The organism is Hymenobacter duratus, from assembly GCF_014698995.1.
In the GTDB taxonomy this organism is placed as follows: domain Bacteria; phylum Bacteroidota; class Bacteroidia; order Cytophagales; family Hymenobacteraceae; genus Hymenobacter; species Hymenobacter duratus.
Genome location: NZ_JACWZZ010000002.1, coordinates 873530 through 895056 on the forward strand (window position 1 = coordinate 873530; position 21527 = coordinate 895056).

Genomic DNA, 21527 nt, shown 5'->3' on the forward strand with positions numbered 1-21527 from the left:
GCCGCCTATTTTGTTAGCACAATATCACGGTGGCCAGCCCACTCCCCTGCTCCGGTCCGCTGTACTGCCACAATTCCGGCACCGCCTATCGGAGGCAACGATTTCAGGTACTGAGGGGTTACGAGCGGGTCATCGGCAAATACAAAGTCGCTTATGTAGTATGGCGGCTTACGGCCAGGTTCCTGAACAGCGACGTGAATATGGGCCGGAATCTTGTCGTTCGGGTACGGCGCCGGGCGAATTGTGCGGATAGTATACTGGCCCTGATGGTCTGATCTGGCCCACCCGTGCAGGTGTCCGTGCCATTTTTGCACGCCGGTTTCGCCGCCTTTTTTGGTGTAGTGCCCCGTGTTATCAGTCTGATACGCATACAGCACTACCCCAACGTAAGGCGTCTTGCCATCGGGACGAAACAGGGTGCCGGAAATGCGCAGTGGCTCACCGGGCTCCTGCGCACCGCCCATCGTCAGGGTTGAGGTCAGAGCGACCGGTGCATTGCGAAAGCAGCAGATGATTGACGCGTCCGGACTGTCACAGGCATCCTGCTCATTAGACACTTGGGAACCCGCTTCGCTGCAAGCACCAGCCAACAGCCAAACCCCGGCCAACAGTACGTGGATAAGTATGCCACTCATAAGGGGCCGCCCGACGGATAGTACCGCCGCACTTCATAAGTTACCCATCCGGTGCCGAATTTCCTTGCCACATTGGGGCGTCTCTACCCGCTAAGCCCCAAACGGGACGGAAGAACACAAGAGGATTCCTCTGCCAGTGCGGGCTATTTTCTCGGAGTCATTTCAAACCGCACTTCTCCACTCTTAGTCAGGCCGGTTTGCCGCCAGCCCTGGCGGCGGTAAAACTCCTCGGCCCGCGTGCCGGGCGCCGTACTGAGCCATACGGCTTGGGTACTCTGCGCGAAAACCCACTCCAGCATCAGCTGGTGCAGCTTTTTACCAATTCCACGTCCCGCAAATTCCGGCTGCACAAATAGCGCCCAAATGCTGTGCCCCCGTAAATCGGCAATGGCAAAGCCCACAATGCGCCCCTCTATTTCGCACACCCAGCCTTTGCCGCGTTGCGTGAGGTATTCGACGTAGTCCTGAAGCGTGACCAGTGCAGGATTGGAGAGGCGGTTTTCCTGCACCGACAGCCGCACCTGCGTGAGCTGCGGAATGTCCAGGAGGGTGGCTTCTCGGAATAGCATGAGCAGGAAAGCAGGGGTTGTAGTATAGGTTACCTGGGGCTAATATTATCTATTTCCTTCGCAATCCGTTGACGCAGGTATGCATGCCGGCCCTATTGGCGGCATCTGGCTTTCCGCTTATGCCCCAAACCCAACCACAAAACCCTTTTCAACGGCAGCAGCTCGTGCGGCAGCTAAGCACACAGCCCGTTTGGGACTTGCTGGTGATTGGTGGCGGGGCCACGGGCCTGGGAGTAGCGCTGGATGGAATCAGCCGGGGCTACAAAACGCTGCTGCTGGAGCAGGCAGATTTTGCCAAAGGCACCAGCAGCCGCAGCACCAAGCTAGTACACGGCGGCGTCCGGTACCTCGCGCAAGGCGACGTGGCCCTGGTGCGTGAGGCGCTGTATGAGAGAGGGCTATTGCTGAAAAACGCGCCGCATCTAGTCAAAAACCAAGATTTCATCATTCCCAACTACGACTGGTGGGGCGGGCCTTTCTACACTATTGGCCTGAAGCTGTACGACCTGCTGGCCGGAAAACGCAGCTTCGGGACTTCCGTGCACCTGAACCGGGAAGAAACGCTCCGCCGCCTGGGTAACCTGAAGGCTGAGGGCCTGAAGGGCAGCGTGCTTTACCACGACGGGCAGTTTGATGATGCACGGTTGGCTATCAACCTAGCCCAGACGGCTGTAGAACATGGGGGCACGGTCCTCAACTACTTTCCGGTAGGTGGGCTGCTGAAAGACAGCCAGGGCCAGGTTACCGGAGTAGTAGCCACGGACCAGGAAACCGGCACCCGCTACGAGCTGCGGGCCAAAGTCGTGGTGAATGCCACCGGCATCTTCGTAGACGATATTCTGCAGCTGGATGAGCCCGGTGCCCCAACGCTGGTACGGCCGAGCCAAGGCGTGCATATTGTGCTGGACAAGTCGTTTCTGCCCGGCGAGGCCGCCCTGATGATACCCAAAACGGAGGATGGCCGCGTGCTGTTTGCGGTGCCGTGGCACGGCCGAATAGTGCTGGGCACTACCGATACACCTCTGGAAGAGCGCCGCCAGGAACCCCAGGCGCTGGAGCAGGAAATAGACTTTATCCTGCGCACGGCTGCCCGTTACCTTACCCGCCCGCCCCAGCGCAGCGACGCACTAAGCATCTTCGCGGGACTCCGGCCATTGGCGGCACCCCGCAACGGCTCCGAGCAGAGCAAGGAAATCTCGCGTAGCCACAAAATACTGGTGTCTGCGTCGGGCCTCATTACCATCACGGGCGGCAAATGGACTACCTACCGCCGCATGGGCCAGGATACGGTGGACAAGGCCATTGCCCTGGGTAAGTTACCGTCGGCAGCCAGCCAGACCGCCCAGTTGCGCATCCATGGTGCGTGCCCCACTGCCGACTACTTGGGCCACCTGTATGTGTATGGCGCTGATCTGCCTGCCTTACAGCAGCTGATTACCGACGAGCCGGCGCTGGGAAAGAAGCTGGATAGCAGTCTGGAGTTTCTACAAGCCGAAGTAGTATGGGCAGCCCGCTACGAAATGGCCCGGACAGTAGAAGATGTGCTGGCACGCCGCGTACGAATACTATTTCTGGATGCCCACGCCGCCATTCGGGTGGCGCCGCTGGTGGCCATCCTGTTGGCACAGGAACTAGGCCACAGCCTAGCCTGGCAGGCACAGCAGGTGACAGATTTTACACAGCTGGCCCAACAGTACCTGCCCACAGCAGTACCGGAGTTACCCCCAACATTACCCGCACAAGGTAGCGCCAGGCAGCACGCCTAGCTGAAAGTGTAGGGGTAGCCTATCTGTTGCAGGTCGGCTTCCAGCTGGGGCCAGTCTTCCAGCGGGTCAATCAGCTCCTGCACCAGACTACGGGTCAACGGCTCGTGCTGGTAGACGCGAGCCACGGCTTCAGTATCTATTGGGTCCCGGTCGGTTTCGTCGATGAAGTATTCGTTGGCCCAGTCGGCGTAGGTTTCGGGCTTTCCGTCGAAGATGTAAAGCAGCTCTTCGGAGCCGTCGTCTTCGGCCTCCACCACACCGGTCTGCCAGCCGTGCGCGGGCGTATACCACAGGCAGAACGTAGTGCCGATAGAGCTGACCGGCTCCCCGAACATAAACTCATCAAATGCCGCCGGCAGGCCGCGCGTCACTTGTGCTTTGTCGGGCTGCTCGTACTCGGAGAGGAAGCCGTTGATGCAGCATCCTTCCGGCCGAAACAGCACCAGCATCTGGTCGCCTTCCCCGTCGCTCATTTCGAATAGCGCTTCGTTTTCGTCCCAGTTGGGGTTGTAGGTGTAGTAGCGGTATTCGGGGTCCTGCGAGTTGATGGCGTCGAGGACAGCCAACGACTGGCAGAGGCGCTGCAGGGCGGCAGCATCGGGCAAGGCAGAGAGGTCTTGGGTCGAAATCATAGCGGGACGAATAAGGACAGGAACTGCTAATACGTCTTGGTCATGTCTTCCGGTATCACCAGCACAAAATCGGCTTTCCGCTCGTGCTCTTTCTCCAGCTTGCCCAATTGCGCCTGCGAAACGGTGCTAATGGTAAGCGTTTTCAGCTTCGGGTTTTGCTGGCGCAGATAGGCCAGAATCCCGTCGTGGTTGTCGGAGTGGTAGGCGCCGTTGAGGTGCAGCAGCAGATGGCCTTCGGGGCGGGCTTGGTTCAGAAAGTGAGCCATGGTGGCATCCTTGAGGGCCTGCGCCTGAATGATGTTCTGCACACCGGCCGCATGGGCAGCGTCACCGCCGAACATCTTCGCCATATTTTTGTAGCCGGGCAGCTCAAAGTCCACGGTCATCGGCAACGGGGCTATCCAGGCTTTTTCCGCAGCGGGCAGCGCCTCCAAGGCCGTGAGGCTGCCCTTCGCTACCTGCGAGGCGTAGCGGCGAGGCACGTTGGTGCCCACCACCCGGAATTTCTGCTGCCGGGCCAGCAGCAGCAGCGGCTTGTAGTCGGTGGCGTAGTTGGGCCAGGGGCGGCTTTGCTCTTCAAAGGCTTTGTCGTCCAGCTCGCCCGTGGCGTATTGGTCTACGAGGGGCTGCACGTCGCGCTCAAACATCTCCAGGCCCAGCACCAGCTGGCCCTGTTTCAGGCGGAGCAGGTCTTTGGCGAGCTGCAGTTCCAGCCAGTGCGCAATGGGGTCGTTGTGCTGCTCCCCAAAAAACACGACATCGGCTGTGGCCAGCTCCTTCAGCATTTTGTCGTAGCTAGTGGCTTTGCCGGCGGCCGTAAACAGGCGGTAGGCGGGCTTGTCGTCGGCTTTCAGCGTGAAGCTCATGAGCGCAAGCAACAGGGGGAATAGAAGCAGTTTTGGCGTCATTGTCGGAACCGGGTGAGGCGGGCTGCAAGGTAACAGAAAGCCCCGGCAGCTGCTATGGTGCAACTACCGGGGCCTGCTTTGCTCAAAGGCTGAGCGGGTGGCTTAGCCTTTGTAGAACATCCACTTCGACAGCTCGCCGTAGGTGATTTTCTTGCCGTACATGAGCACGCCCACGCGGTAGATGCGGGCGGCCAGCCAGGTCGTGAAGATGAAACCGGCCACCAGAATAGCGCCCGACAGCAGCAGCTGCCACATGGGCACCCCAAAGGGCAGGCGCATCACCATGGCAATGGGCGAGGTGAGCGGCACCATGGAGAGCCAGAAGGCCAGCGGACCGTTCGGGTCGCCGTTGATGATGACGTTGATGCTGACGATGTAGCTCAGGATGAGCGGCACCGTAACAGGGAACATGAACTGCTGGGCGTCGGTCTGGTCGTCGACGGCGGCCCCGATGGCGGCAAACAGCGACGAGTACAGCAGGTAGCCCCCTAGGAAGAAGAACAGGAAACCACCAATAATAGACCCCAAGGGCAGCCCATCGAGGAAGGCCAGCGGGCTGCTGTCAGCAGCCGGAGCCGCGGTGGCAGTCGTAGCGGCCGGTGCATCGGCGGTTGGGGTTTCGCGGGCCGCACTGGCTTCCTGCACGCCTGCCGCCGCCGCTACCGGCGGCGACTTCCGGGCCGAATCCGTGAGCAGCGGCGCGGCAATGGTGGTCAGGCCCCACGACAGGACAGCCCACAGCGCAAACTGCGTGAACACCACGGCCGCAATGCCCAGAATCTTGCCCATCATCAGCTGAAACGGCTTCACCGAAGAGAGCATCACTTCCATAATCCGGTTGGACTTCTCTTCGCTCACGCCGCGCATCACCTGCACGCCGTAAATGAAGATGAACATGTACACCAGAATCGAGAGCAGATAGGCGGCGCCGGTGGTGGCACCCACGTTGTTTTTGCGGCCGCCTTCCTGGGTCAGGTCCACGGCGCTCAGCTCCACGTTGGCCTTCAGGTTGTCGATAGTGCTCTGGTTGAGGCCGGAGCGGCTCAGCTTCAGGTCGCCTACCGTTTTGTTTACGGCTTTCTTGATGGCGTTCTGCCGCTTCAGGCTCACGTTGCCGTTGGCCAGTAACTGCACGCCGGCGGCACTATCGAGCGTGAACGTGGGCGGGAAATACAGCAGGGCATCCTGCTTGGCTTTGTCCTTGCGGAACGCCTCGGTGGCGGCAGCCAGCGAGCTGCCGGTGGCGGGCACAAATTTCACGTCTTCGGTGGCGACCAGGCGCGTCAGCAACTGCTGCCCGCTTTCGTCGCGCACGGCCACCACATCGGTTTTCGAGGAGCTGGAAAGCAGGGCAATGCCCACCATGCTGCCGGCCAGCAGCAGCGGGGCCAGCAACGACATAATCAGAAAGCTTTTTTTGCGTACCCGGGTCAGGTACTCGCGCTGCACTATCAGCCAGATTTTATCCATGAGGGAGAAGAGTAGTCGTGGGCAATAAAGTCGGTTGCGTTAGGCCGGCGTGGTTTCAAGCAGGCTTTCGGGCATGGTTTCCTGCACGCGCCGGATGAAAATGTCGTTGATGCTCGGAATCAGCTCCCGGAACGCGTGCACCTCCACGTTGCCGATGAGGTAGCGCAGCAAATCGTTGGGCGAGGTGCCGGCGTGCAGCCGGATAACGTCGTAGAAGTGGCCGTTTTCGCGGTCCTTGTGCTCCAGCACCTCAAAATCAGGGTGCGTCACCAGCAGCCGGCCGCGGCCCTCTACTTCGTAGGTCTGTGAGCGGAACGTGTTTTTGATGTCGCGCACGGAGCCGTCGAGCACCTTGTGGCTACGGTTGATGAGGGCAATATTGTCGCAGAGCTCCTCCACCGACTCCATGCGGTGCGTGCTGAAGATGATAGTAGCCCCTTTGTCGCGCAGGGCCAGAATCTCGTCTTTGATGAGGTTGGCGTTGATGGGGTCGAAGCCCGAAAACGGCTCATCCAGAATGATGATGCTGGGCTCGTGCAGCACGGTGGCCACAAACTGCACCTTCTGCTGCATGCCTTTGCTGAGGTCTTCCACGTTTTTCTCGGCCCAGGGCTTCAGGTCGAGGCGGTCGAGCCAGCCTTTGATGCGCTGGGTGGCATCGGGGCGGCTCAGGCCGCGCAGCCGGGCCAGGTACAGCAACTGCTCCCCTACTTTCATCTTCTTGTACAGGCCCCGCTCCTCGGGCAGATAGCCTATTTCGGCAATGTGGTCGGGGTGCAGCTTCTGGCCCCGCACCCGGATTTCGCCCTCATCAGCGGCCGTAATCTGCGTGATAATGCGAATGAGCGAGGTTTTGCCGGCGCCGTTGGGACCCAGCAACCCGAAAATGCTGCGTTCCGGAATGTCGAGGCTCACGTCGTCGAGGGCAACGTGCGCGGCGTAAGCTTTGCGCACGTTGATGGCTTGGAGAATGGGAGTCATGGAAAGAAGGAGTGGTCGTGGTGTAATATTACAGGAACTGCATAAAGAAGTCATCGAAATCTTCCTCAAGCTGCAAACCAGCGGGGCTGAACGGCACAAAAGCCCCCCTGAGCTGTCTGGTTTGGCGCACCTAGCTGGGCTCCTGCAGCTCCTGCAGGGCTGCTTCCAGCCGGTCGAGGTGCTGGCCGTAGCGGCGCTGGTGTTCCATCTTGCCAACGGCGTAACCGGCATATATAAGCGCCAGTACGGCTACAGCCCCTACGCCCGCAATCAGCAGGTGGCGGCTCCAGTCAGGATTCGCCGGGTTGAGGTAGTGCAGCAAGTTGGCTTGCCGCACCAGTAGCACCGTCAGTACCACCAGCACCAGGGTTACCACCCCCACATAGTCGTGCAGGCGCATCAGGTGGCGGAACCGTGAAATCCGGCTTTTCAGGGACTGATACAGGTTATCGTGCTGCTGCTCCATTTCCCGAAGTACACGCAGCCGCTGATAAACGATTCCTCCCACCACTGCCAGCATGACCATCAGCATCACCACAAACCACTGCAGGCTGGCAGAGTTGCGAGCAAAAAACAAGGCGTTGAAGCTGTTCAGGCCAAAGACCACTACCAACCAGTTAAGCTCACGGGAGGCATTTTTTTTGAGTCGGGCCAAAGGATTCACGGAGGAGGGGGAAGTAAGCATGGTGCGTAGTTTTTGTTCGGTTAGAGAGGCTGGAGTTGGCTCAACTGGCTGCTGCTGCCAGCTGCGGCGAAAGTCATCGAGTTCCATCAGGCGGGTTGGGTTAGCAGGTGGCGAAGCTTGTCCTGCACGCGGTGCATTTTCACGCGCACATTGTTTTGGGTGATGCCGAGAATGTCAGCCATTTCCTCGTAGGTGCGCTCTTCCAGATAAAGCAGCACGAAGGCCTTTTCCACGTCGGAGAGCCGCTCGATAGCGCGGTAGAGTTCAGTCAGGTCGTCGGCATCGGGGCCAGAGTCGGGCGGTAGCGCCACCTCAGGGAGTGCCGGGCCCAGCCGTTCGGGCGTAGGGTGGCGGGTGCGCTGGCGCAGGTTGCTGATGGCCACGTTCAGCGCTACCCGGTAAAGCCACGTGCTGATTTTGGCGGCTCCGGGCTGATACTGCGGCCACGCCCGCCATAGCTGCAGCACTATTTCCTGGTAGAGGTCCTGCTGGTCATCGGCGTCGGGGCAGTACATGCGGGCTACCCGTCGCAGCAAGGGCTGAAACTGGTTCAGCGTGGCGAGGAAGTCCGGCGTGAGAGGAACGGCAGGCATACGGTGGGGAAGTTTGCAGAATATATCGGCGCTTCCCGCCCGGCATTACAGCTGGCCGCATATATATTTTTCGCTGGGGTTCTCTGCTGGCAGTTGAGTACCTTATTTTTTGATTTTTGAATAATAAGGTACTCAACGCCTGCACCCGACCACAAAAAAGCCCGCTTCCCCAGATACGGGAAGCGGGCTTTTTACTTCTACAAACTTTACGTCTGCCTTGCGGCGCGGCCTACTGGAAATACTCCTTCACTTTCTCGAAGAAACCTTTCTCGTTTTTGCCGGGGTTAGGCGTGAAGTTGCGGGCGTCACGCAGCTTTTCCAACAGCTCACGCTCCTCGTTGGTCACGTTTTTGGGCGTCCAGACGCTGAGATGAATGAGTTGGTCGCCGCGGCCGTAGCCGTTGATGTCCTTGATGCCCTTGCCGCGCAGGCGCAGGATTTTGCCGGGTTGCGTGCCAGGGTCCACCTTGATTTTTACCTTGCCCTCAATGGTGGGCACCTCAATGCTGGCCCCCAGGGCGGCATCCACGAACGAAATGTACTGCTCGAACATGATGTTGTTGCCGTCGCGCTTGAGCTGCTCGTGCGGCTCCTCCTCAATCTGGATGAGCAGGTCGCCGGGCACGCCGCCCCGCTCGGGGTAGTTGCCTTTGCCGTTCATGCTTAGCTGCATGCCCTCGGCCACCCCCGCCGGAATATTGATCGGAATAACTTCCTCGTGCAGCTGGCGGCCGTCGCCGTGGCAGACGTCGCACTTGCTGGTCACTACTTTGCCTTCGCCTTCGCAGGTGGGGCAGGTAGAGGCGCTTACCATCTGGCCGAGCATGGTATTCACCACGCGCTTCACCTGGCCCTGGCCGTTGCAGGTGCCGCAGGTTTTGAGGTCGGTGCCGTTTTTGGCGCCGGTGCCCGAGCAGGTATTGCAGGCCACGTAGCGCTTCACCTTGATCTTCTTCTCGACGCCGTTGGCAACTTCTTCCAGGTCCAGCTTCAGCTTGATGCGCAGATTGGAGCCTTTGCGCACGCGCCGGCCACCCTGGCCGCGCCCGCCGCCCCCGAAGAAGCCCTCGAAGCCGCCGCCCCCGAAGATGTCGCCGAACTGGGAGAAGATATCCTCCATGTTCGGGCCGCCGCCATTGCCGCCCATGCCCTGATGGCCGTACTGGTCGTAGCGGGCCTTTTTGTTGGGGTCCGACAGCACCTCGTAAGCCTCAGCAGCTTCCTTGAACTTGTCTTCCGCCGTTGGGTCGTCGGGGTTTTTATCGGGATGGTATTTGATGGCCACCTTGCGGTAGGCCTTCTTAATCTCATCGGCCGCCGCGTTTTTGGCTACGCCCAGCACCTCGTAATAATCTCGCTTCGTTGCCATACAATTCTGTCATCCTGAGCGGAGCGAAGGACCTTATCACGCCTGCACCGCTTATACTCTTTCATTTTGACGAATGCAGCCGTGATAAGATGCTTCCTTCGTCAGCATGACAATTACTGTCCCAGCACCACCTTCGCGTGGCGGATTACCTTGTCGCCGAGGTAGTAGCCTTTCTCTACTTCATCCACGATTTTGCCTTTCAACTCCTCCGACGGCGCCGGAATCTGGGTGATGGCCTCGTGCAGGTCGGGGTCGAAAGCACCACCTTTCGCTTCCATCGGAGCGAGGCCCTTCTGATTCAGCGTTTTCTGGAGCTTGTTCTGAATGATGTCGATGCTTTCACGCACAGCGTTGGCATCGTCGGTGTCCCTGGTGTGGTGGCGGGCCCGGTCGAAATCGTCGAGCACGGGCAACAGGGCCACCATCAGCTCCTGGTTGGCACTCTTAAACAGGTCGGCGCGCTCCTTGGTAGTGCGGCGCTTGTAGTTCTCAAACTCAGCCGCCAGACGTAGGTACTTGTCCTTCAGGTCGGCCAGCTCGGCATCAGTCTTCGAGCCGGCGGCTTTCGGAGCACCTTCCGAACCTTCTACTTCCCCTATTTCGGGGGCATTGGGCTCTTCGGTCAGTTCGCCGGCCACGTGGTCAGCGGGAGTGCCGTTCTGGTCGAGTTGCGTGTCGTCGGTGGGTTGCGTGTTTTTATCGTCAGCCATTTTCGCTTGAAATCGTCGGAATGGGTTGAATCGGGAAGACATAGAGCCTTTTCGGATTACAAGGAGTTTGCCAAAGCGCTACCGGCTGCCATTGTGGCACAGAAACCATAGAACTTACGCAGTTAGTTCAGACGCAGTGGCGCAAAACCACAATAGCATAACCGTTTCAGGGTAGCAGCTTTCCAGCCAGGCCAGACTTGCAACGGAGCGCAACACTTCGTTTCTTACCCCGATGAAGTCTATTGCCTCGCCTCAGACTGCAGCAAAACCCGTTTCGTGGTGGGCACTGCTGCCTGGGATTTTTCTGTTTCTCAGCTTCTGGAGCCTGTTTTTTAGTGAGTGGCTGACCATTGGCATCGTGGCTGACCCTGCCACTATTGGCAGCTACAGCTTCGGTTCAGAAGCCATGCTCGCTGAAGGCGGGCAGCACTATCGCACGGCCGAAACCTATGCCACTTCCGCCTTGCTGGCTTGGGTGCTGCTGCTACCGGCAGGCTTAGCCTTCGTGCAGGCCATGCGGAGGCGTACGCCGGTGCGGGCACTGCTGGCATATGGTATCCTGAGCGTGACACTGGCCGTGCTGCCGCTTCTGAACTCACTCTGAGGCCGAAAGCGGCAGCATTTTCGCTTTATGCCGGCAGTTCATCCGGGGTTTCCTGCTCGTCGTCCTCGGCCACATAGCCGGCGCGCGTCGACTCCGGTGCCTCACGATGAACTTTCTGCAGCTCGTCCCAAATCAGGTCTTTGAGCTTCTGGATGTTTTTATTGGCGAGGCTGGAAATGAACACCGTCGGCAGGTCGGTGGGCAGCGTTTCGCGGATTTCGGCTTCCAGCTCCTCGTCTAACATGTCGGACTTGGTGATGGCCAGCAGGCGCTGCTTGTCCAGCAGCTCCGGGTTGAACTGCTCCAGCTCATTGAGCAGCACCTCGTACTCGGCGTTGATATCCGGCGAGTCGCAGCTGATCATGAACAGCAGGATGGAGTTGCGCTCAATATGGCGCAGGAAACGCGTGCCCAGGCCTTTGCCGTCAGCTGCCCCCTCAATAATGCCCGGAATATCGGCCATTACGAAGGACTTGTAGTCGCGGTACGCTACCACGCCCAGGTTGGGCGTGAGGGTTGTGAAGGCGTAGTCGGCAATCTTGGGCTTGGCTGCCGACACCACCGACAGCAGCGTGCTTTTGCCGGCGTTCGGGAAGCCCACCAGGCCCACGTCGGCCAGCAGCTTCAGCTCCAGAATTACCCACTCGTCGATGCCGGGCTCACCGGGCTGGGCATAGGCCGGGGCCTGGTTGGTCGCCGACTTGAAATGGTCGTTGCCCCAGCCCCCCCGGCCGCCGGGCGTCAGAATCAGGCGCTGGCCGTGCTCCGTAATTTCGAGTTTCTTCTCGCCGGTTTCCGCGTCGCGCGCTACCGTGCCGAGGGGAACCTGAATGATGATGTCGTCGCCCTGGGCGCCACTGCGCAGGTTTTCGCCCCCGCCTTCGCCGGGCTTGGCAATCAGGTGCTTCTGGTACTGCAGGTGCAGCAGCGTCCAAAGTTGGGAGCTGCCTTCCAGAATGATGTGGCCGCCGCGGCCGCCGTCGCCGCCATCGGGGCCGCCGTTGGGCAGGCCTTTGGCCCGGAAGAAATGGTGCGAACCCGCCCCACCCTTGCCCGAGCGGCAGTTGATTTTGACGTAGTCGATGAAATTATTGGAAGCCATGCTGTGCGTCGTGAAAAAAGAACTGTCAGGCGGAGCTTTCGGCGTACTAAAGCAAAGGCGAAGGACCTTACCCCGGCAAAACAACCATCGTTAGAATGGCCCGTTCTGATGCGGTAAGGTCCTTCGCTAGGCTCAGGATGACAGAGTTGTGCGAGTTAGAATCGCAAAGTTACGCTTTTACTTCGTCGGTTGCCTGCTTGCTGCTGGCAGGTGCGGCGGCGGCGTGTTTGTCGAGGATGGCGCAGATCTGGCTGAAAATGTCTTCGATGGCGCCAATACCGTTCAGGGCGTGGAATTTCTGCTGCTGGGCGTAGTAGCCGGCTACCTGGGCGGTTTCGGTGTTGTACACCGTCACACGCTTGCGGATTTTGTCCTCGTTCTGGTCATCGGGGCGGCCGGAGGTTTTGCCGCGCTCCAGCAGGCGGGTCACCAGTTCCTGCTCCGCTACTTCCAGCGCTACCATGCACGACACGTTGGTCTCGTGCTCGGCCAGCAGTCGGTCGAGGCTTTCGGCCTGCGGCACGGTGCGCGGGAACCCATCGAAGATGAAGCCGGCAGCCTGCTTGTTGTCTTTCAGGGCGGAGCCAATCATGCCAATCACCACTTCATCGGGCACGAGCAGGCCTTCGTCCATGAGCTTTTTGGCACGCAGCCCAAGCTCAGTGCCTTGAGTAATCTGGGCGCGGAGCAGGTCGCCGGTAGAGAGGTGCACCAGATTGTAGCGGGCAATCAGCTTCTGGCTTTGCGTTCCTTTGCCGGCGCCGGGCGGGCCGAAGAGCACGAGATTCAGCATGGGGAGCGAAGTGTTACGCGGGGAAGAAAAGAAGTGGGGTTCTGGAAAGATAAGCAACGAATAGGAAAGCCTCTACGGACGCGGGCAGGTTTTAGCTGACGCCGCCGGCTGCACAATTCCTATACTGCTTTGTAAACGTCGGGGTAGTTGCGGCCTAAGCCATCAAAATCAAGCCCATACCCCACAATAAAATCATTGGGAATGCTGAGCCCCACGTAGCGGATTGGCAGTTCGTGCTGCAGGCACTCGGGCTTCAGGAACAGCGTAGCTACCTCCAGCGAAGCGGGCTGCTTAGCGCTCAGGTTGTCGAGCAGCATGCGCATGGTGTGGCCGGTGTCCACAATGTCTTCCACGATGATGACGTGGCGGTTCTGCAGTTCTTCGGTGAGGCCGAGGACTTCCTGCACGGTGCCCGTGCTGCTGGTGCCCTGGTAAGATGCCACCCGGATAAAGGTGATTTCGCAGGGAATGCTCAGGGCCTTCATCAGGTCGGCGGCGAACATGAACGAGCCGTTCAGAACAGCCACCAGCAGCGGCTGCTTGCCAGCATACTCGTGGTTGAGGCGGTCAGCAAGCTGCTGAATACTGGCCGACAGCTGCTGAGCCGAAAGGTAGGGCTCGAACTGCTTGCCGTGCAGTGAAATATGGTCCGGGTTCATCCGAATTGGGTTGGGCCGTGGGTGAGCGGGCAGGCAAAGGTAACAGAAAAAGCCGCCCTCCCAGCGTGGGAAGGCGGCTTACCCGGTTTTGCTTACTGACCACTTATTGTATTCGGCCGCTGAAAACGAGCCAGTTAAGCTCAACAGCTTATCGGTTGCGCAGCAGCGTGAACACGGCTTCGGCAGCATGGTCGGTCACATCGGCGAATTTCACCTTTGGGCGAGCATCCAGCTCTACACGAGGTTTCAGGTCTACGGGGGCCACACCACGCTCCGGAGCCGCAATGTGAGGGGCAATTACCAGCGACACAATGCTCATCAGCTTGATGAGAATATTCATGGAAGGCCCGGACGTGTCTTTGAACGGGTCACCGACAGTGTCGCCGGTGACGGAGGCTTTGTGGGCTTCGGAGCCTTTGTACTCCATCTTACCGTCAATCATCACGCCTTTCTCGAATGACTTCTTGGCGTTGTCCCAAGCGCCACCGGCGTTGCTCTGGAACATAGCCATCAGCACACCGCTTACGGTGACACCAGCTAGCGTGCCGCCCAGCACCTCGGGGCCGAAGGCGAAACCCACGATAACGGGCACAATGAGGGCAATGGCGCCTGGCAGCATCATTTCGCGGATGGCCGCCTGGGTAGAAATAGCTACGCACTTCTCGTATTCGGGTCGGCCGGTGCCTTCCATGATGCCGGGTATCTCGCGGAATTGCCGGCGCACTTCCTGCACCATGGCCATGGCCGCGCGCCCCACCGCCGAAATTGCCAGGGCCGAGAAAATAAACGGAATCATGGCCCCGACGAACAGGCCCGCCAGCACGCGCGCATTACTGATGTCGATGCTGTTGATGTTGGCTGTGCCCATGAAGGCGGCAAACAGCGCCAGCGAAGTAAGCGCCGCCGAAGCAATGGCGAAACCCTTGCCGGTAGCGGCCGTGGTGTTGCCTACGGCGTCCAGAATGTCGGTTCGCTCGCGCACTTCCTTGGGTAGCTCACTCATTTCGGCAATGCCACCGGCGTTGTCGGCAATGGGGCCAAACGCATCAATGGCAAGCTGCATGGCAGTGGTAGCCATCATGCCGGCGGCCGCAATAGCCACGCCGTAGAGGCCGGCACACTCGAAACTCAGCACAATGCCGGCCGCTAGTACCAGAATCGGAAGAACTGTGGATTCCATGCCCACTGCCAACCCGCCGATAACGGTGGTGGCGTGGCCGGTGGAACTCTGACGCACGATGCTCAGCACCGGGCGCTTGCCCATGGCCGTATAGTACTCCGTGATGATGCTCATCAGCGTGCCCACAATCAGCCCGACTACTACAGCTTTGAACACATCCATCGAATCGAAAGTGATGCCCCGAATAACCAAGTCTTCGGCCGGCAGCATCCAGCGGATGATGAAGTAGGACGCAATGCCCGACACAATGACCGACACATAGTTGCCCAGGTTGAGGGCGTTTTGCACGTTGCCTCCCTCCTTCACCCGCACGCACAGAATCCCGATGAGTGAAGCAATGATGCCCATTCCGGCAATAACCATTGGTAGTAGAATAGGCGAAAGACCCTGAAAGTCGTCGCCACGGGCCACTACTTCGCGGCCCAGCACCATGGTAGCCAGAATGGTAGCCACGTAGGACCCGAACAGGTCGGCGCCCATGCCAGCTACGTCGCCCACGTTGTCGCCCACGTTGTCGGCGATGGTAGCGGGGTTGCGGGGGTCGTCTTCCGGAATACCGGCTTCGACTTTACCCACGAGGTCAGCTCCTACGTCGGCAGCTTTGGTATAGATGCCGCCACCCACACGGGCAAACAGCGCAATACTTTCAGCGCCTAGCGAGAAGCCGGTCAGCACTTCCAGCGCGGTTTCCATTTCGATGCCGTTGGCACCGCCGCCTTTGCTCACCACAAACATCTGGTAGAAGGCAATGAATAACGAGCCCAGGCCCAGCACCGCCAGACCCGCCACGCCCATGCCCATCACCGAGCCCCCCGAAAACGACACGTTCAGGGCCTTGCTCAGGCTGGTGCGGGCGGCCTGCGCCGTCCGGACGTTGGCTTTGGTGGCAATTTTCATCCCGATAAAGCCAGCCAGTGCCGAGAAGATGGCGCCGATGATGAAGGCTATGACAATGACCGGGCTGGACTTTTCGCCCGTGCTGCCCAGATAGAACAGGAAGGCCGAGGCAATCAGGCCGAAAATGGCCAGCACTCTGTATTCAGCTTTCAGAAAGGCAATAGCGCCGTCGGCAATGTAGCCGGCAATGGTGCGCATTCGGTCGTCGCCGGGGTCCTGGCGGCTCACCCAGCCCGAACGGATCCAGGTGTAGACCAACGCCAGCACGCCCAGCGCGGGCACTGCGTAAAGAACATTCATCATAGAACGGTGAAAAGAAGATGGGAGTTAGGTTGGGAATGAGGCATTTGGGTGGGTAAAATAGACTTTATTGGCTAATCCTCAACCTGCCTTCACTAAATCCCAGCTGGTATTCTTCGGGCTGGCAGCCAGCTATATCCTGTTTCGGCTATCTGCAAACGCAAAAGAGCCGCTCCGGTGGTCCGGAAGCGGCTCTTGGCAATGGTTTGGGGTGCTGGGGCTACCTGATTACAACCGGCGCATGAGTTCCTGATACAAGGCCAGCATGCTCGCTATGTCGCGCTTATCCACAATCTCGTCGGGCGAGTGCACGTTGTCTTCGGGTGCCCCGATAAAGCACCAGTCCCAGGGCTGGGCGCCGTGCTGCAGTTCTTTGGCATCGGAGCCGCCGCTCCCTTCTACTTCCAATTGGTGCGGAATGCCAGCGTCCTCGGCAATACGTCGGATACGCTCCACATAGCTGCGCCGCGGAATCAGGGAGTCGCGCAGGGAAATAGCCACGCCTTGGCCAGGATGCACGCCCTCCGTCACCCAGGTAATGTCCGAAATAAGAGCCTGCCGCACGCCGTAGGTTTCGTAGATATGTTTGGCCAGATAGGCCACGGACCCACCGCCGTGCTCTTCCCAACAGCTGAAGACGACAATGCCGTTTTCCAGCGTTTCGCAGAGGCGCAGCGCGTTCCAGACGCCCAACCGGTTGTCGAGGTAGCAGCTCTGAACGGTCGTTTCCGTTTCGCGGAAGTCGCACTGAAACGTGAGTTCAGTTCCGCGGTCAATGTCGCGGGTGAACTCATATGCAGGCTGCCCGGTTTCCTCATCAATGACCAACGTACACTCAATTGCCCCCTGCGAATCGTGGCCAACTAGCTTGGTGCCGGTTTCCATCACAGGCCCTCCGATACGCACCAGTTGCCGGCCATAGCGCACCGTGAAGCCGATGCTATCCAAATGGGCAAATACGGCTGTGCGCGGCGCACCAAAAACCAGAATAATACAATCCTGCCACTGCTCTCCAGCCAGCACAGTTGGCATTACCCGCCAGGAAGGGCTTTCGGCACGGATGTGCTTTAGTAAGAACTGAGTAAGTGCGGCTTCGTTTCCAGCGGGGGCTGGTATACGGCAAAGGGTGTGTAAAAGCTCCATGATTCACCTATTATTTGTCCAAAACTAGGATAAAAGTCATACTTTAGCCTTTCCGTTGGGCGGTGCGTAGTGAAGTAGAACCCGGCCGCACCGGCAAGCAAACGTATCTATGATCCTTCGACTCCGATTTATCCTGTTGCTAATGTTGTTGCCTTTCCTGGCGCAAGCTCAGCAGCCTGATACTACTCGTACCCCTATTCGCAATATTGAAACCGAAAATGTGGACGTGCTGCCTAACGCCGTTGATACCAAAGGCTGGCTGCTGCTCGACAAGGATATTCAGACGGAACTAGAGGGCGCGGTACAGAACCTGTACAACTGCCGCTACGAAAAGGCCGAGAAGCAATTCCGCTCCTTGCGGCGCCGCTACCCCAACCACCCCATGCCCTACTTTCTGCTGGGCCTGAGTCAGTGGTGGAAAATCGTCCCGACCAACATCAAAACCAAACAGTACGACAAGCTTTTCTTCGCCTACATGGACTCGTCCATCACGAAGGCAGAAACGCTATACGAGGCGGACAACAAGAACTATGAGGCGTGTTTTTTTCTGGCAGCGGCTTATGGTTTCGATGGCCGCCTGAATGCGGAGCGCAGCAACTGGCCGAAAGCTACGGTCAGCGCCAAGCGGGCCCTGAAATACCTGGAAATCAGCAAGGAAGCCAATGGCCTAAGCCCGGAGTTTCTATTCGGACAGGCGCTGTTCAACTACTACGCCGTCTGGATTCCGGACAACTACCCGCTGCTGAAGCCTGTGCTGCTGCTGTTTCCGAAAGGCAATAAGCAGCTGGGCCTGCAGCAGCTGCGCAACGTGGCCGACAACGGATTTTACGTGGGTCCGGAAGCCAAGGTGTTTCTGATGCGCATCCTCAACAACGAGGAAAACAACCCGGAAGCCGCCATGCCGCTGGCACGGAACCTGGCCAAAACTTACCCCGACAATGGGTACTTCCAGCGCTTCTATGCGCTGCTGTGCTTCAATATGGGGGAGTTTCGGGAGAGTGAGCGGGTGAGCCAGGAAATCCTGACGAAGCTGAACCAGGGCATGCCGGGCTATGAAGGAATCAGTGGCCGCTACGCCACCTACTTTCTGGGCTGGCTAATGCAGAACCGCTATAAAGATCTGACTAAAGCCAAGGATTACTACCAGCGCTGCATTGTATTTGCCGAAAGTACCGACGAGACGAAAGGAGGTTTTTATTTGCACGCGAACTACAATCTGGCCCGCATTGCGGAGAAGGAACGGGATTTAGGAACCGCCCGCCGTTATTACTCCGTTGTACGGGAAATAGCCGACAGCAAATCCGACCAGTACCGGGAGGCCAAGGCCTTTCTGAAGAAGAACAAGAAGTAGCTTTCCCGCATGGATTTAAAAGACCTGCTGCTCACTCCGCTGTATCTGGGGCTGATTTATGCGCTGGCCTTTGCCGTGCGTCCGCAGGTTACAAACTTATATACCCGCAAATACTTCATTCCGGCACTTAGCCTGAAGCTAGTGGGCGCCATTGCGCTGGGCCTCATCTACCAGTTTTACTACAGTGGTGGCGACACATTTAACTACTTCATCCATTCGTCAGTGATGTATGATGCCTTCGGCGACTCCTTTGCTGTGGGCATGAAACTACTGACCAGCGACGGGGAGCGGCTGCCGGAATTGGCCAAATACACCTCCCGCATGTTCTGGTGGGAGCCTGGATCTACTGAGTTAGTTATCGTTCGGATTGCTACTGTGCTCGGGATGCTGTGCTTCAACACCTACACTGTAGTAGGTCTGTTCTTCGCCTGCATCAGCTTCAGCGGCATGTGGGCCATGTATATGACCTTCGCCAAGATTCGGCCGCAGGTGTATAAGCAGCTGGCTATTGCAGTTTTCTTTATCCCTTCAGTATTTTTTTGGGGGTCCGGGCTGATGAAGGATTCCCTGTGCCTTGGGGCGCTGGGCTGGATATTCTACGCTTTCTACCAAGGAGCCATTCAGAAGAAGCGTCTGCTCAAGTCGTTGCTGATTGGAGGGCTGGCGGCGTATATGCTCTACATTACTAAAGTATATATCCTACTTTCGTTTCTGCCTCCCGCACTCATCTGGGTGTTCAACGAAAACAGCCAGCGAATCAAGAACAAGCTGGTACGGATGATAGCAAAGCCGTTTCTGATTGGAATCGGGGCCGTTGCGGCCGTGTTTGCCATGGGCAATCTGACCGAAGGCGACGAGAAATACGACATCGACAAGATTGGTGAAAGAAGCAAAATCACGGCCGATTACCTTTATGAGGTATCCGTAAAGCAGGAGGGTTCGGCCTATACTCTCGGGGAGCAGGACGGTACCATTGGCGGCATGATCAAGCTCGCGCCTCAGGCCATCATAGTGGCCTTGTTCCGCCCTTTCCTGTGGGAAGCCAAGAATCCCGTGATGCTGCTGTCGGCGCTGGAGGCCACGTTCTTTCTGGTGTTCACGCTGCGCATTCTTTTCAGGGTTGGCGTGGCGCGGTTCTTCGGAGCCATTGCTGGCACTCCGGTCCTGATGCTCAGCTTCATTTTCGCGCTGGTTTTTGGAGCTTCTGTAGGCATCATCTCCAACAACTTTGGCACATTGGTGCGCTACAAAATTCCGCTTATTCCATTCTACGTAGCGGCGCTGTATATTCTACAAGATGTGAGCGGAGCCGGTAAGCCCAGCAAGGGCCGCACGATAGCACGCCGCCGATTAGCTACTACCTAGCCCTTAGCGGGTACCCGTACGGCGGCGGTTATTCACGTACTCGGCCAGCGTAGGATGCGACCATAGCTTCGATGCGCCTTCGGGGGCTGGCTTCAACTTAATTTCCCCGTACAAAGCATCCCGCACTGCCTGCTTAAGCAATGGCAGTCCGGCTGCTAGTTGCAGGAGCGGATAAGTCACAAAATTATCCTCCGCAGTAGGCTGAATCAAGGCCTGAGCAATGATAGCACCGGTATCAATGCCGGGGTCTACTAAGTGCACCGATACGCCGCAATGTTGCGGGTCGTTGTTAGCCAGCGCCCAGTAGCCGCCGTGTACACCCCGATATAGGGGCGTGATGCCGGCATGTGTATTAATGAACTTACAGGGCACACTGGTCAGCACCTTTTTAGAGATGATGCGCGTGCCGTTCACCACGATGACGTCGGGCTGCAGTGCCTGCAGCTGCTCAATGCATTCTGGCGCATTCACCGACGCCACCCGAATCACCCGATCCTCGGGCAAAGGCTGGTCATTGAGGTGCGCCTGCTGCTTAATAGCCCGCATACGCCCCTGCGACGCTCGGCTCAGGGGTGTAGCAATCAACAGTTTGAAGAGAATCTGACCGGCAACCGTGGCGTAGCCCAACTTCTCAGTGCGGCGCTTGAGCAGCTGCTTCTGGCTGACGGGCGTTTCCACGATAATGCGGTGCACACCAAACTCAGCATCCAGGGCATGAAACAGGATATCCGTAGACTCGCCGGGACCAGCCAGGATTACGATTTTCTTTGCGGAAGCGGGAGTTGAATTCATGAAGCGGTAACGGCAGATGAACGGCTTTGGAGCTCGGCGGCCAGGTTGCCCATAGCCTGGCTTTCCATGCCATAGGTAGCGTGCAGGTAGCGGTAGTGCTCGGCAATGCGCCGCAGTACGGCCATATTCTGCGGAATGTTCACCCCGAAATTGTGCGGATGCCACCACAAATGGAATACCTGCCCGTGGCGCGCAGCATATTCCATCCCGCTCAGGATGCGTCGCAGCCGCAGCCCTTCCAGCGCCTGCAGCCGCCCCGACCAGGGCCGCAGGAACCGGCTAGCCGGAATATTATAGGGAAACTGACGAGCAATGTCATCCAGCGTGTGGCAGTTGGGGCCTGATAGATCTACGTAGGCATCAAGCAGGCGGGCACCGCGCTTGTACAGGCTTTGCTGCTCCTCGCTGCGCTCCTTATAAATCCAGGAGCTTTCGTTGCCGCGGTAGCTCGTAATGCCCAGTTCCTCGCAGATGGCAATGTACTCGGCGTTGTACTGGTTGCGCGGAAATACGAGGCTCTGCAAGGTCATGCCCTGCTCCTGCGCCACCTGCACCGCCGCCGTCAGATCGGCGCGGAACGATTCGGCGGTCTGGCCCCGCTCGAGGCAATAGTAGTGGCAGAAGGTGTGCGTCGCCATTTCCTGGCCGGGCGTGCGCCGGATCTGCTCAATCAGCGAATGGCCGAAATGATAGGGGTCGGCAGTTTCGTTCTCGCCCACCTGATCCATCACCAGGTAAGGCGACAGGTTGGAATCGGCGTACTGAGGCCGCACCTCGGGCAGATGCGCCAGCATTTCGGCTTTGGTGCGGAAGAACAGCAGACCTACTGTGGCCCAGGTCACGCGCAGCTCATACTCCGCAAACAGCGCCAGCATAGCCGGAATGGCCTGCCGCACACCGAGCAAATTCTGGCCGTATTGGTCCAGGGTCTGCTGGTCGCGCACGCCCCAGTTGATTTCGAAGTCAAGAGAAATGACGAAACGGCCTCTCTCCTGCCCTTTGCGCATTGGTTGCTGTGTCATA

Annotated in this window: 21 protein-coding genes; 4 read left to right on the top strand and 17 right to left on the bottom strand. The window is 58.4% G+C overall.

What is annotated here, in order from left to right; translation table 11 throughout:
* Positions 1-5 precede the first annotated feature (5 nt).
* Together IC231_RS11650 and IC231_RS11655 are read right to left on the bottom strand one after the other, a co-directional pair.
* A complete protein-coding gene (locus IC231_RS11650) occupies positions 6-557 on the bottom strand; it encodes a dioxygenase family protein (protein ID WP_190784665.1) in 552 nt (183 codons plus the stop codon).
* Positions 558-778: 221 nt separating this feature from the next.
* Positions 779-1204: a GNAT family N-acetyltransferase gene (locus tag IC231_RS11655; protein ID WP_190784666.1), complete on the bottom strand. Its 426-nt coding sequence runs from the start codon at positions 1202-1204 to the stop codon at positions 779-781.
* A gap of 119 nt (positions 1205-1323) precedes the next feature.
* Between IC231_RS11655 and IC231_RS11660 the strand changes: the two genes are divergently transcribed.
* Positions 1324-2970 carry a glycerol-3-phosphate dehydrogenase/oxidase gene (locus IC231_RS11660; protein WP_190784667.1) on the top strand — a complete coding sequence of 549 codons (1647 nt, stop codon included), beginning with the start codon at positions 1324-1326 and terminating at the stop codon, positions 2968-2970.
* On the opposite strand, the gene IC231_RS11665 is transcribed toward IC231_RS11660, so the two are convergent.
* The 8 genes from IC231_RS11665 to IC231_RS11700 all read right to left on the bottom strand — a co-directional run bounded on the left by IC231_RS11665 (position 2967) and on the right by IC231_RS11700 (position 10318).
* On the bottom strand, positions 2967-3602 hold the full coding sequence (locus tag IC231_RS11665) for a hypothetical protein (RefSeq protein ID WP_190784668.1): 636 nt from the start codon (positions 3600-3602) through the stop codon (positions 2967-2969). The genes IC231_RS11660 and IC231_RS11665 overlap by 4 nt on opposite strands.
* Positions 3603-3628: 26 nt before the next feature.
* The gene (locus IC231_RS11670; RefSeq protein WP_211539009.1) at positions 3629-4468 is read right to left on the bottom strand and encodes a ChaN family lipoprotein; all 840 of its coding nucleotides are present in this window, start codon (positions 4466-4468) and stop codon (positions 3629-3631) included.
* Between the two features lie 144 nt (positions 4469-4612).
* On the bottom strand, positions 4613-5980 hold the full coding sequence (locus IC231_RS11675) for an ABC transporter permease (protein WP_190784670.1): 1368 nt from the start codon (positions 5978-5980) through the stop codon (positions 4613-4615).
* Between the two features lie 39 nt (positions 5981-6019).
* Positions 6020-6961 carry an ABC transporter ATP-binding protein gene (locus IC231_RS11680; protein WP_190784671.1) on the bottom strand — a complete coding sequence of 314 codons (942 nt, stop codon included), beginning with the start codon at positions 6959-6961 and terminating at the stop codon, positions 6020-6022.
* A 130-nt stretch (positions 6962-7091) separates the two neighbouring features.
* The gene (locus IC231_RS11685) at positions 7092-7646 is read right to left on the bottom strand and encodes a hypothetical protein (RefSeq protein ID WP_190784672.1); all 555 of its coding nucleotides are present in this window, start codon (positions 7644-7646) and stop codon (positions 7092-7094) included.
* Between the two features lie 86 nt (positions 7647-7732).
* Positions 7733-8239, bottom strand: a complete 507-nt coding sequence (locus IC231_RS11690) for an RNA polymerase sigma factor (protein WP_190784673.1) — start codon at positions 8237-8239, stop codon at positions 7733-7735.
* A 229-nt stretch (positions 8240-8468) separates the two neighbouring features.
* Positions 8469-9608, bottom strand: a complete 1140-nt coding sequence (gene dnaJ / locus IC231_RS11695) for a molecular chaperone DnaJ (protein ID WP_190784674.1) — start codon at positions 9606-9608, stop codon at positions 8469-8471.
* Positions 9609-9721: 113 nt separating this feature from the next.
* Entirely contained in the window at positions 9722-10318 is a 597-nt protein-coding gene (locus IC231_RS11700; RefSeq protein WP_190784675.1) for a nucleotide exchange factor GrpE, read from the bottom strand.
* A 232-nt stretch (positions 10319-10550) separates the two neighbouring features.
* Here IC231_RS11700 and IC231_RS11705 point away from each other — a divergent pair, with 232 nt between their 5' ends.
* Positions 10551-10922, top strand: coding sequence for a hypothetical protein (locus IC231_RS11705; protein WP_190784676.1), 372 nt, complete (start codon positions 10551-10553; stop codon positions 10920-10922).
* Positions 10923-10947: 25 nt separating this feature from the next.
* Here IC231_RS11705 and obgE read toward each other — a convergent pair whose 3' ends face one another.
* The 5 genes from obgE to IC231_RS11730 all read right to left on the bottom strand — a co-directional run bounded on the left by obgE (position 10948) and on the right by IC231_RS11730 (position 16996).
* Positions 10948-12024, bottom strand: coding sequence for a GTPase ObgE (gene obgE, locus IC231_RS11710; RefSeq protein ID WP_211539011.1), 1077 nt, complete (start codon positions 12022-12024; stop codon positions 10948-10950).
* Positions 12025-12193: 169 nt separating this feature from the next.
* On the bottom strand, positions 12194-12817 hold the full coding sequence (locus IC231_RS11715) for an adenylate kinase (protein ID WP_190784677.1): 624 nt from the start codon (positions 12815-12817) through the stop codon (positions 12194-12196).
* A 119-nt stretch (positions 12818-12936) separates the two neighbouring features.
* Positions 12937-13476 (bottom strand): hypoxanthine phosphoribosyltransferase, encoded by a 540-nt coding sequence (gene hpt, locus IC231_RS11720; RefSeq protein ID WP_190784678.1) that lies wholly within the window; start codon positions 13474-13476, stop codon positions 12937-12939.
* 148 nt (positions 13477-13624) lie between these two features.
* Positions 13625-15856 carry a sodium-translocating pyrophosphatase gene (locus tag IC231_RS11725; RefSeq protein ID WP_190784679.1) on the bottom strand — a complete coding sequence of 744 codons (2232 nt, stop codon included), beginning with the start codon at positions 15854-15856 and terminating at the stop codon, positions 13625-13627.
* A gap of 225 nt (positions 15857-16081) precedes the next feature.
* A complete protein-coding gene (locus tag IC231_RS11730) occupies positions 16082-16996 on the bottom strand; it encodes a M20/M25/M40 family metallo-hydrolase (protein WP_190784680.1) in 915 nt (304 codons plus the stop codon).
* Positions 16997-17138: 142 nt separating this feature from the next.
* Here IC231_RS11730 and IC231_RS11735 point away from each other — a divergent pair, with 142 nt between their 5' ends.
* The gene (locus tag IC231_RS11735; protein ID WP_211539015.1) at positions 17139-18347 is read left to right on the top strand and encodes a tetratricopeptide repeat protein; all 1209 of its coding nucleotides are present in this window, start codon (positions 17139-17141) and stop codon (positions 18345-18347) included.
* Between the two features lie 9 nt (positions 18348-18356).
* The gene (locus IC231_RS11740; RefSeq protein WP_190784682.1) at positions 18357-19712 is read left to right on the top strand and encodes a hypothetical protein; all 1356 of its coding nucleotides are present in this window, start codon (positions 18357-18359) and stop codon (positions 19710-19712) included.
* Between the two features lie 3 nt (positions 19713-19715).
* On the opposite strand, the gene IC231_RS11745 is transcribed toward IC231_RS11740, so the two are convergent.
* Both IC231_RS11745 and IC231_RS11750 read right to left on the bottom strand, forming a co-directional pair.
* Positions 19716-20504: a formyl transferase gene (locus IC231_RS11745; RefSeq protein WP_190784683.1), complete on the bottom strand. Its 789-nt coding sequence runs from the start codon at positions 20502-20504 to the stop codon at positions 19716-19718.
* Positions 20501-21526 carry a polysaccharide deacetylase family protein gene (locus tag IC231_RS11750; protein ID WP_211539017.1) on the bottom strand — a complete coding sequence of 342 codons (1026 nt, stop codon included), beginning with the start codon at positions 21524-21526 and terminating at the stop codon, positions 20501-20503. Before IC231_RS11750 ends, IC231_RS11745 begins: the two co-directional genes overlap by 4 nt.
* Position 21527: the final 1 nt, after the last annotated feature.

What these genes read in the sequence shown, in the direction of transcription:
- IC231_RS11655 (WP_190784666.1), bottom strand. Translation starts at nt 1,204, where the DNA reads ATGCTATTCCGAGAAGCCACCCTCCTGGACATTCCGCAGCTCACGCAG.
- IC231_RS11660 (WP_190784667.1), top strand. Translation starts at nt 1,324, where the DNA reads ATGCCCCAAACCCAACCACAAAACCCTTTTCAACGGCAGCAGCTCGTG.
- IC231_RS11665 (WP_190784668.1), bottom strand. Translation starts at nt 3,602, where the DNA reads ATGATTTCGACCCAAGACCTCTCTGCCTTGCCCGATGCTGCCGCCCTG.
- IC231_RS11670 (WP_211539009.1), bottom strand. Translation starts at nt 4,468, where the DNA reads ATGAGCTTCACGCTGAAAGCCGACGACAAGCCCGCCTACCGCCTGTTT.
- IC231_RS11675 (WP_190784670.1), bottom strand. Translation starts at nt 5,980, where the DNA reads ATGGATAAAATCTGGCTGATAGTGCAGCGCGAGTACCTGACCCGGGTA.
- IC231_RS11680 (WP_190784671.1), bottom strand. Translation starts at nt 6,961, where the DNA reads ATGACTCCCATTCTCCAAGCCATCAACGTGCGCAAAGCTTACGCCGCG.
- IC231_RS11685 (WP_190784672.1), bottom strand. Translation starts at nt 7,646, where the DNA reads ATGCTTACTTCCCCCTCCTCCGTGAATCCTTTGGCCCGACTCAAAAAA.
- IC231_RS11690 (WP_190784673.1), bottom strand. Translation starts at nt 8,239, where the DNA reads ATGCCTGCCGTTCCTCTCACGCCGGACTTCCTCGCCACGCTGAACCAG.
- dnaJ (WP_190784674.1), bottom strand. Translation starts at nt 9,608, where the DNA reads ATGGCAACGAAGCGAGATTATTACGAGGTGCTGGGCGTAGCCAAAAAC.
- IC231_RS11700 (WP_190784675.1), bottom strand. Translation starts at nt 10,318, where the DNA reads ATGGCTGACGATAAAAACACGCAACCCACCGACGACACGCAACTCGAC.
- IC231_RS11705 (WP_190784676.1), top strand. Translation starts at nt 10,551, where the DNA reads ATGAAGTCTATTGCCTCGCCTCAGACTGCAGCAAAACCCGTTTCGTGG.
- obgE (WP_211539011.1), bottom strand. Translation starts at nt 12,024, where the DNA reads ATGGCTTCCAATAATTTCATCGACTACGTCAAAATCAACTGCCGCTCG.
- IC231_RS11715 (WP_190784677.1), bottom strand. Translation starts at nt 12,817, where the DNA reads ATGCTGAATCTCGTGCTCTTCGGCCCGCCCGGCGCCGGCAAAGGAACG.
- hpt (WP_190784678.1), bottom strand. Translation starts at nt 13,476, where the DNA reads ATGAACCCGGACCATATTTCACTGCACGGCAAGCAGTTCGAGCCCTAC.
- IC231_RS11725 (WP_190784679.1), bottom strand. Translation starts at nt 15,856, where the DNA reads ATGATGAATGTTCTTTACGCAGTGCCCGCGCTGGGCGTGCTGGCGTTG.
- IC231_RS11730 (WP_190784680.1), bottom strand. Translation starts at nt 16,996, where the DNA reads ATGGAGCTTTTACACACCCTTTGCCGTATACCAGCCCCCGCTGGAAAC.
- IC231_RS11735 (WP_211539015.1), top strand. Translation starts at nt 17,139, where the DNA reads ATGTTGTTGCCTTTCCTGGCGCAAGCTCAGCAGCCTGATACTACTCGT.
- IC231_RS11740 (WP_190784682.1), top strand. Translation starts at nt 18,357, where the DNA reads ATGGATTTAAAAGACCTGCTGCTCACTCCGCTGTATCTGGGGCTGATT.
- IC231_RS11745 (WP_190784683.1), bottom strand. Translation starts at nt 20,504, where the DNA reads ATGAATTCAACTCCCGCTTCCGCAAAGAAAATCGTAATCCTGGCTGGT.
- IC231_RS11750 (WP_211539017.1), bottom strand. Translation starts at nt 21,526, where the DNA reads ATGACACAGCAACCAATGCGCAAAGGGCAGGAGAGAGGCCGTTTCGTC.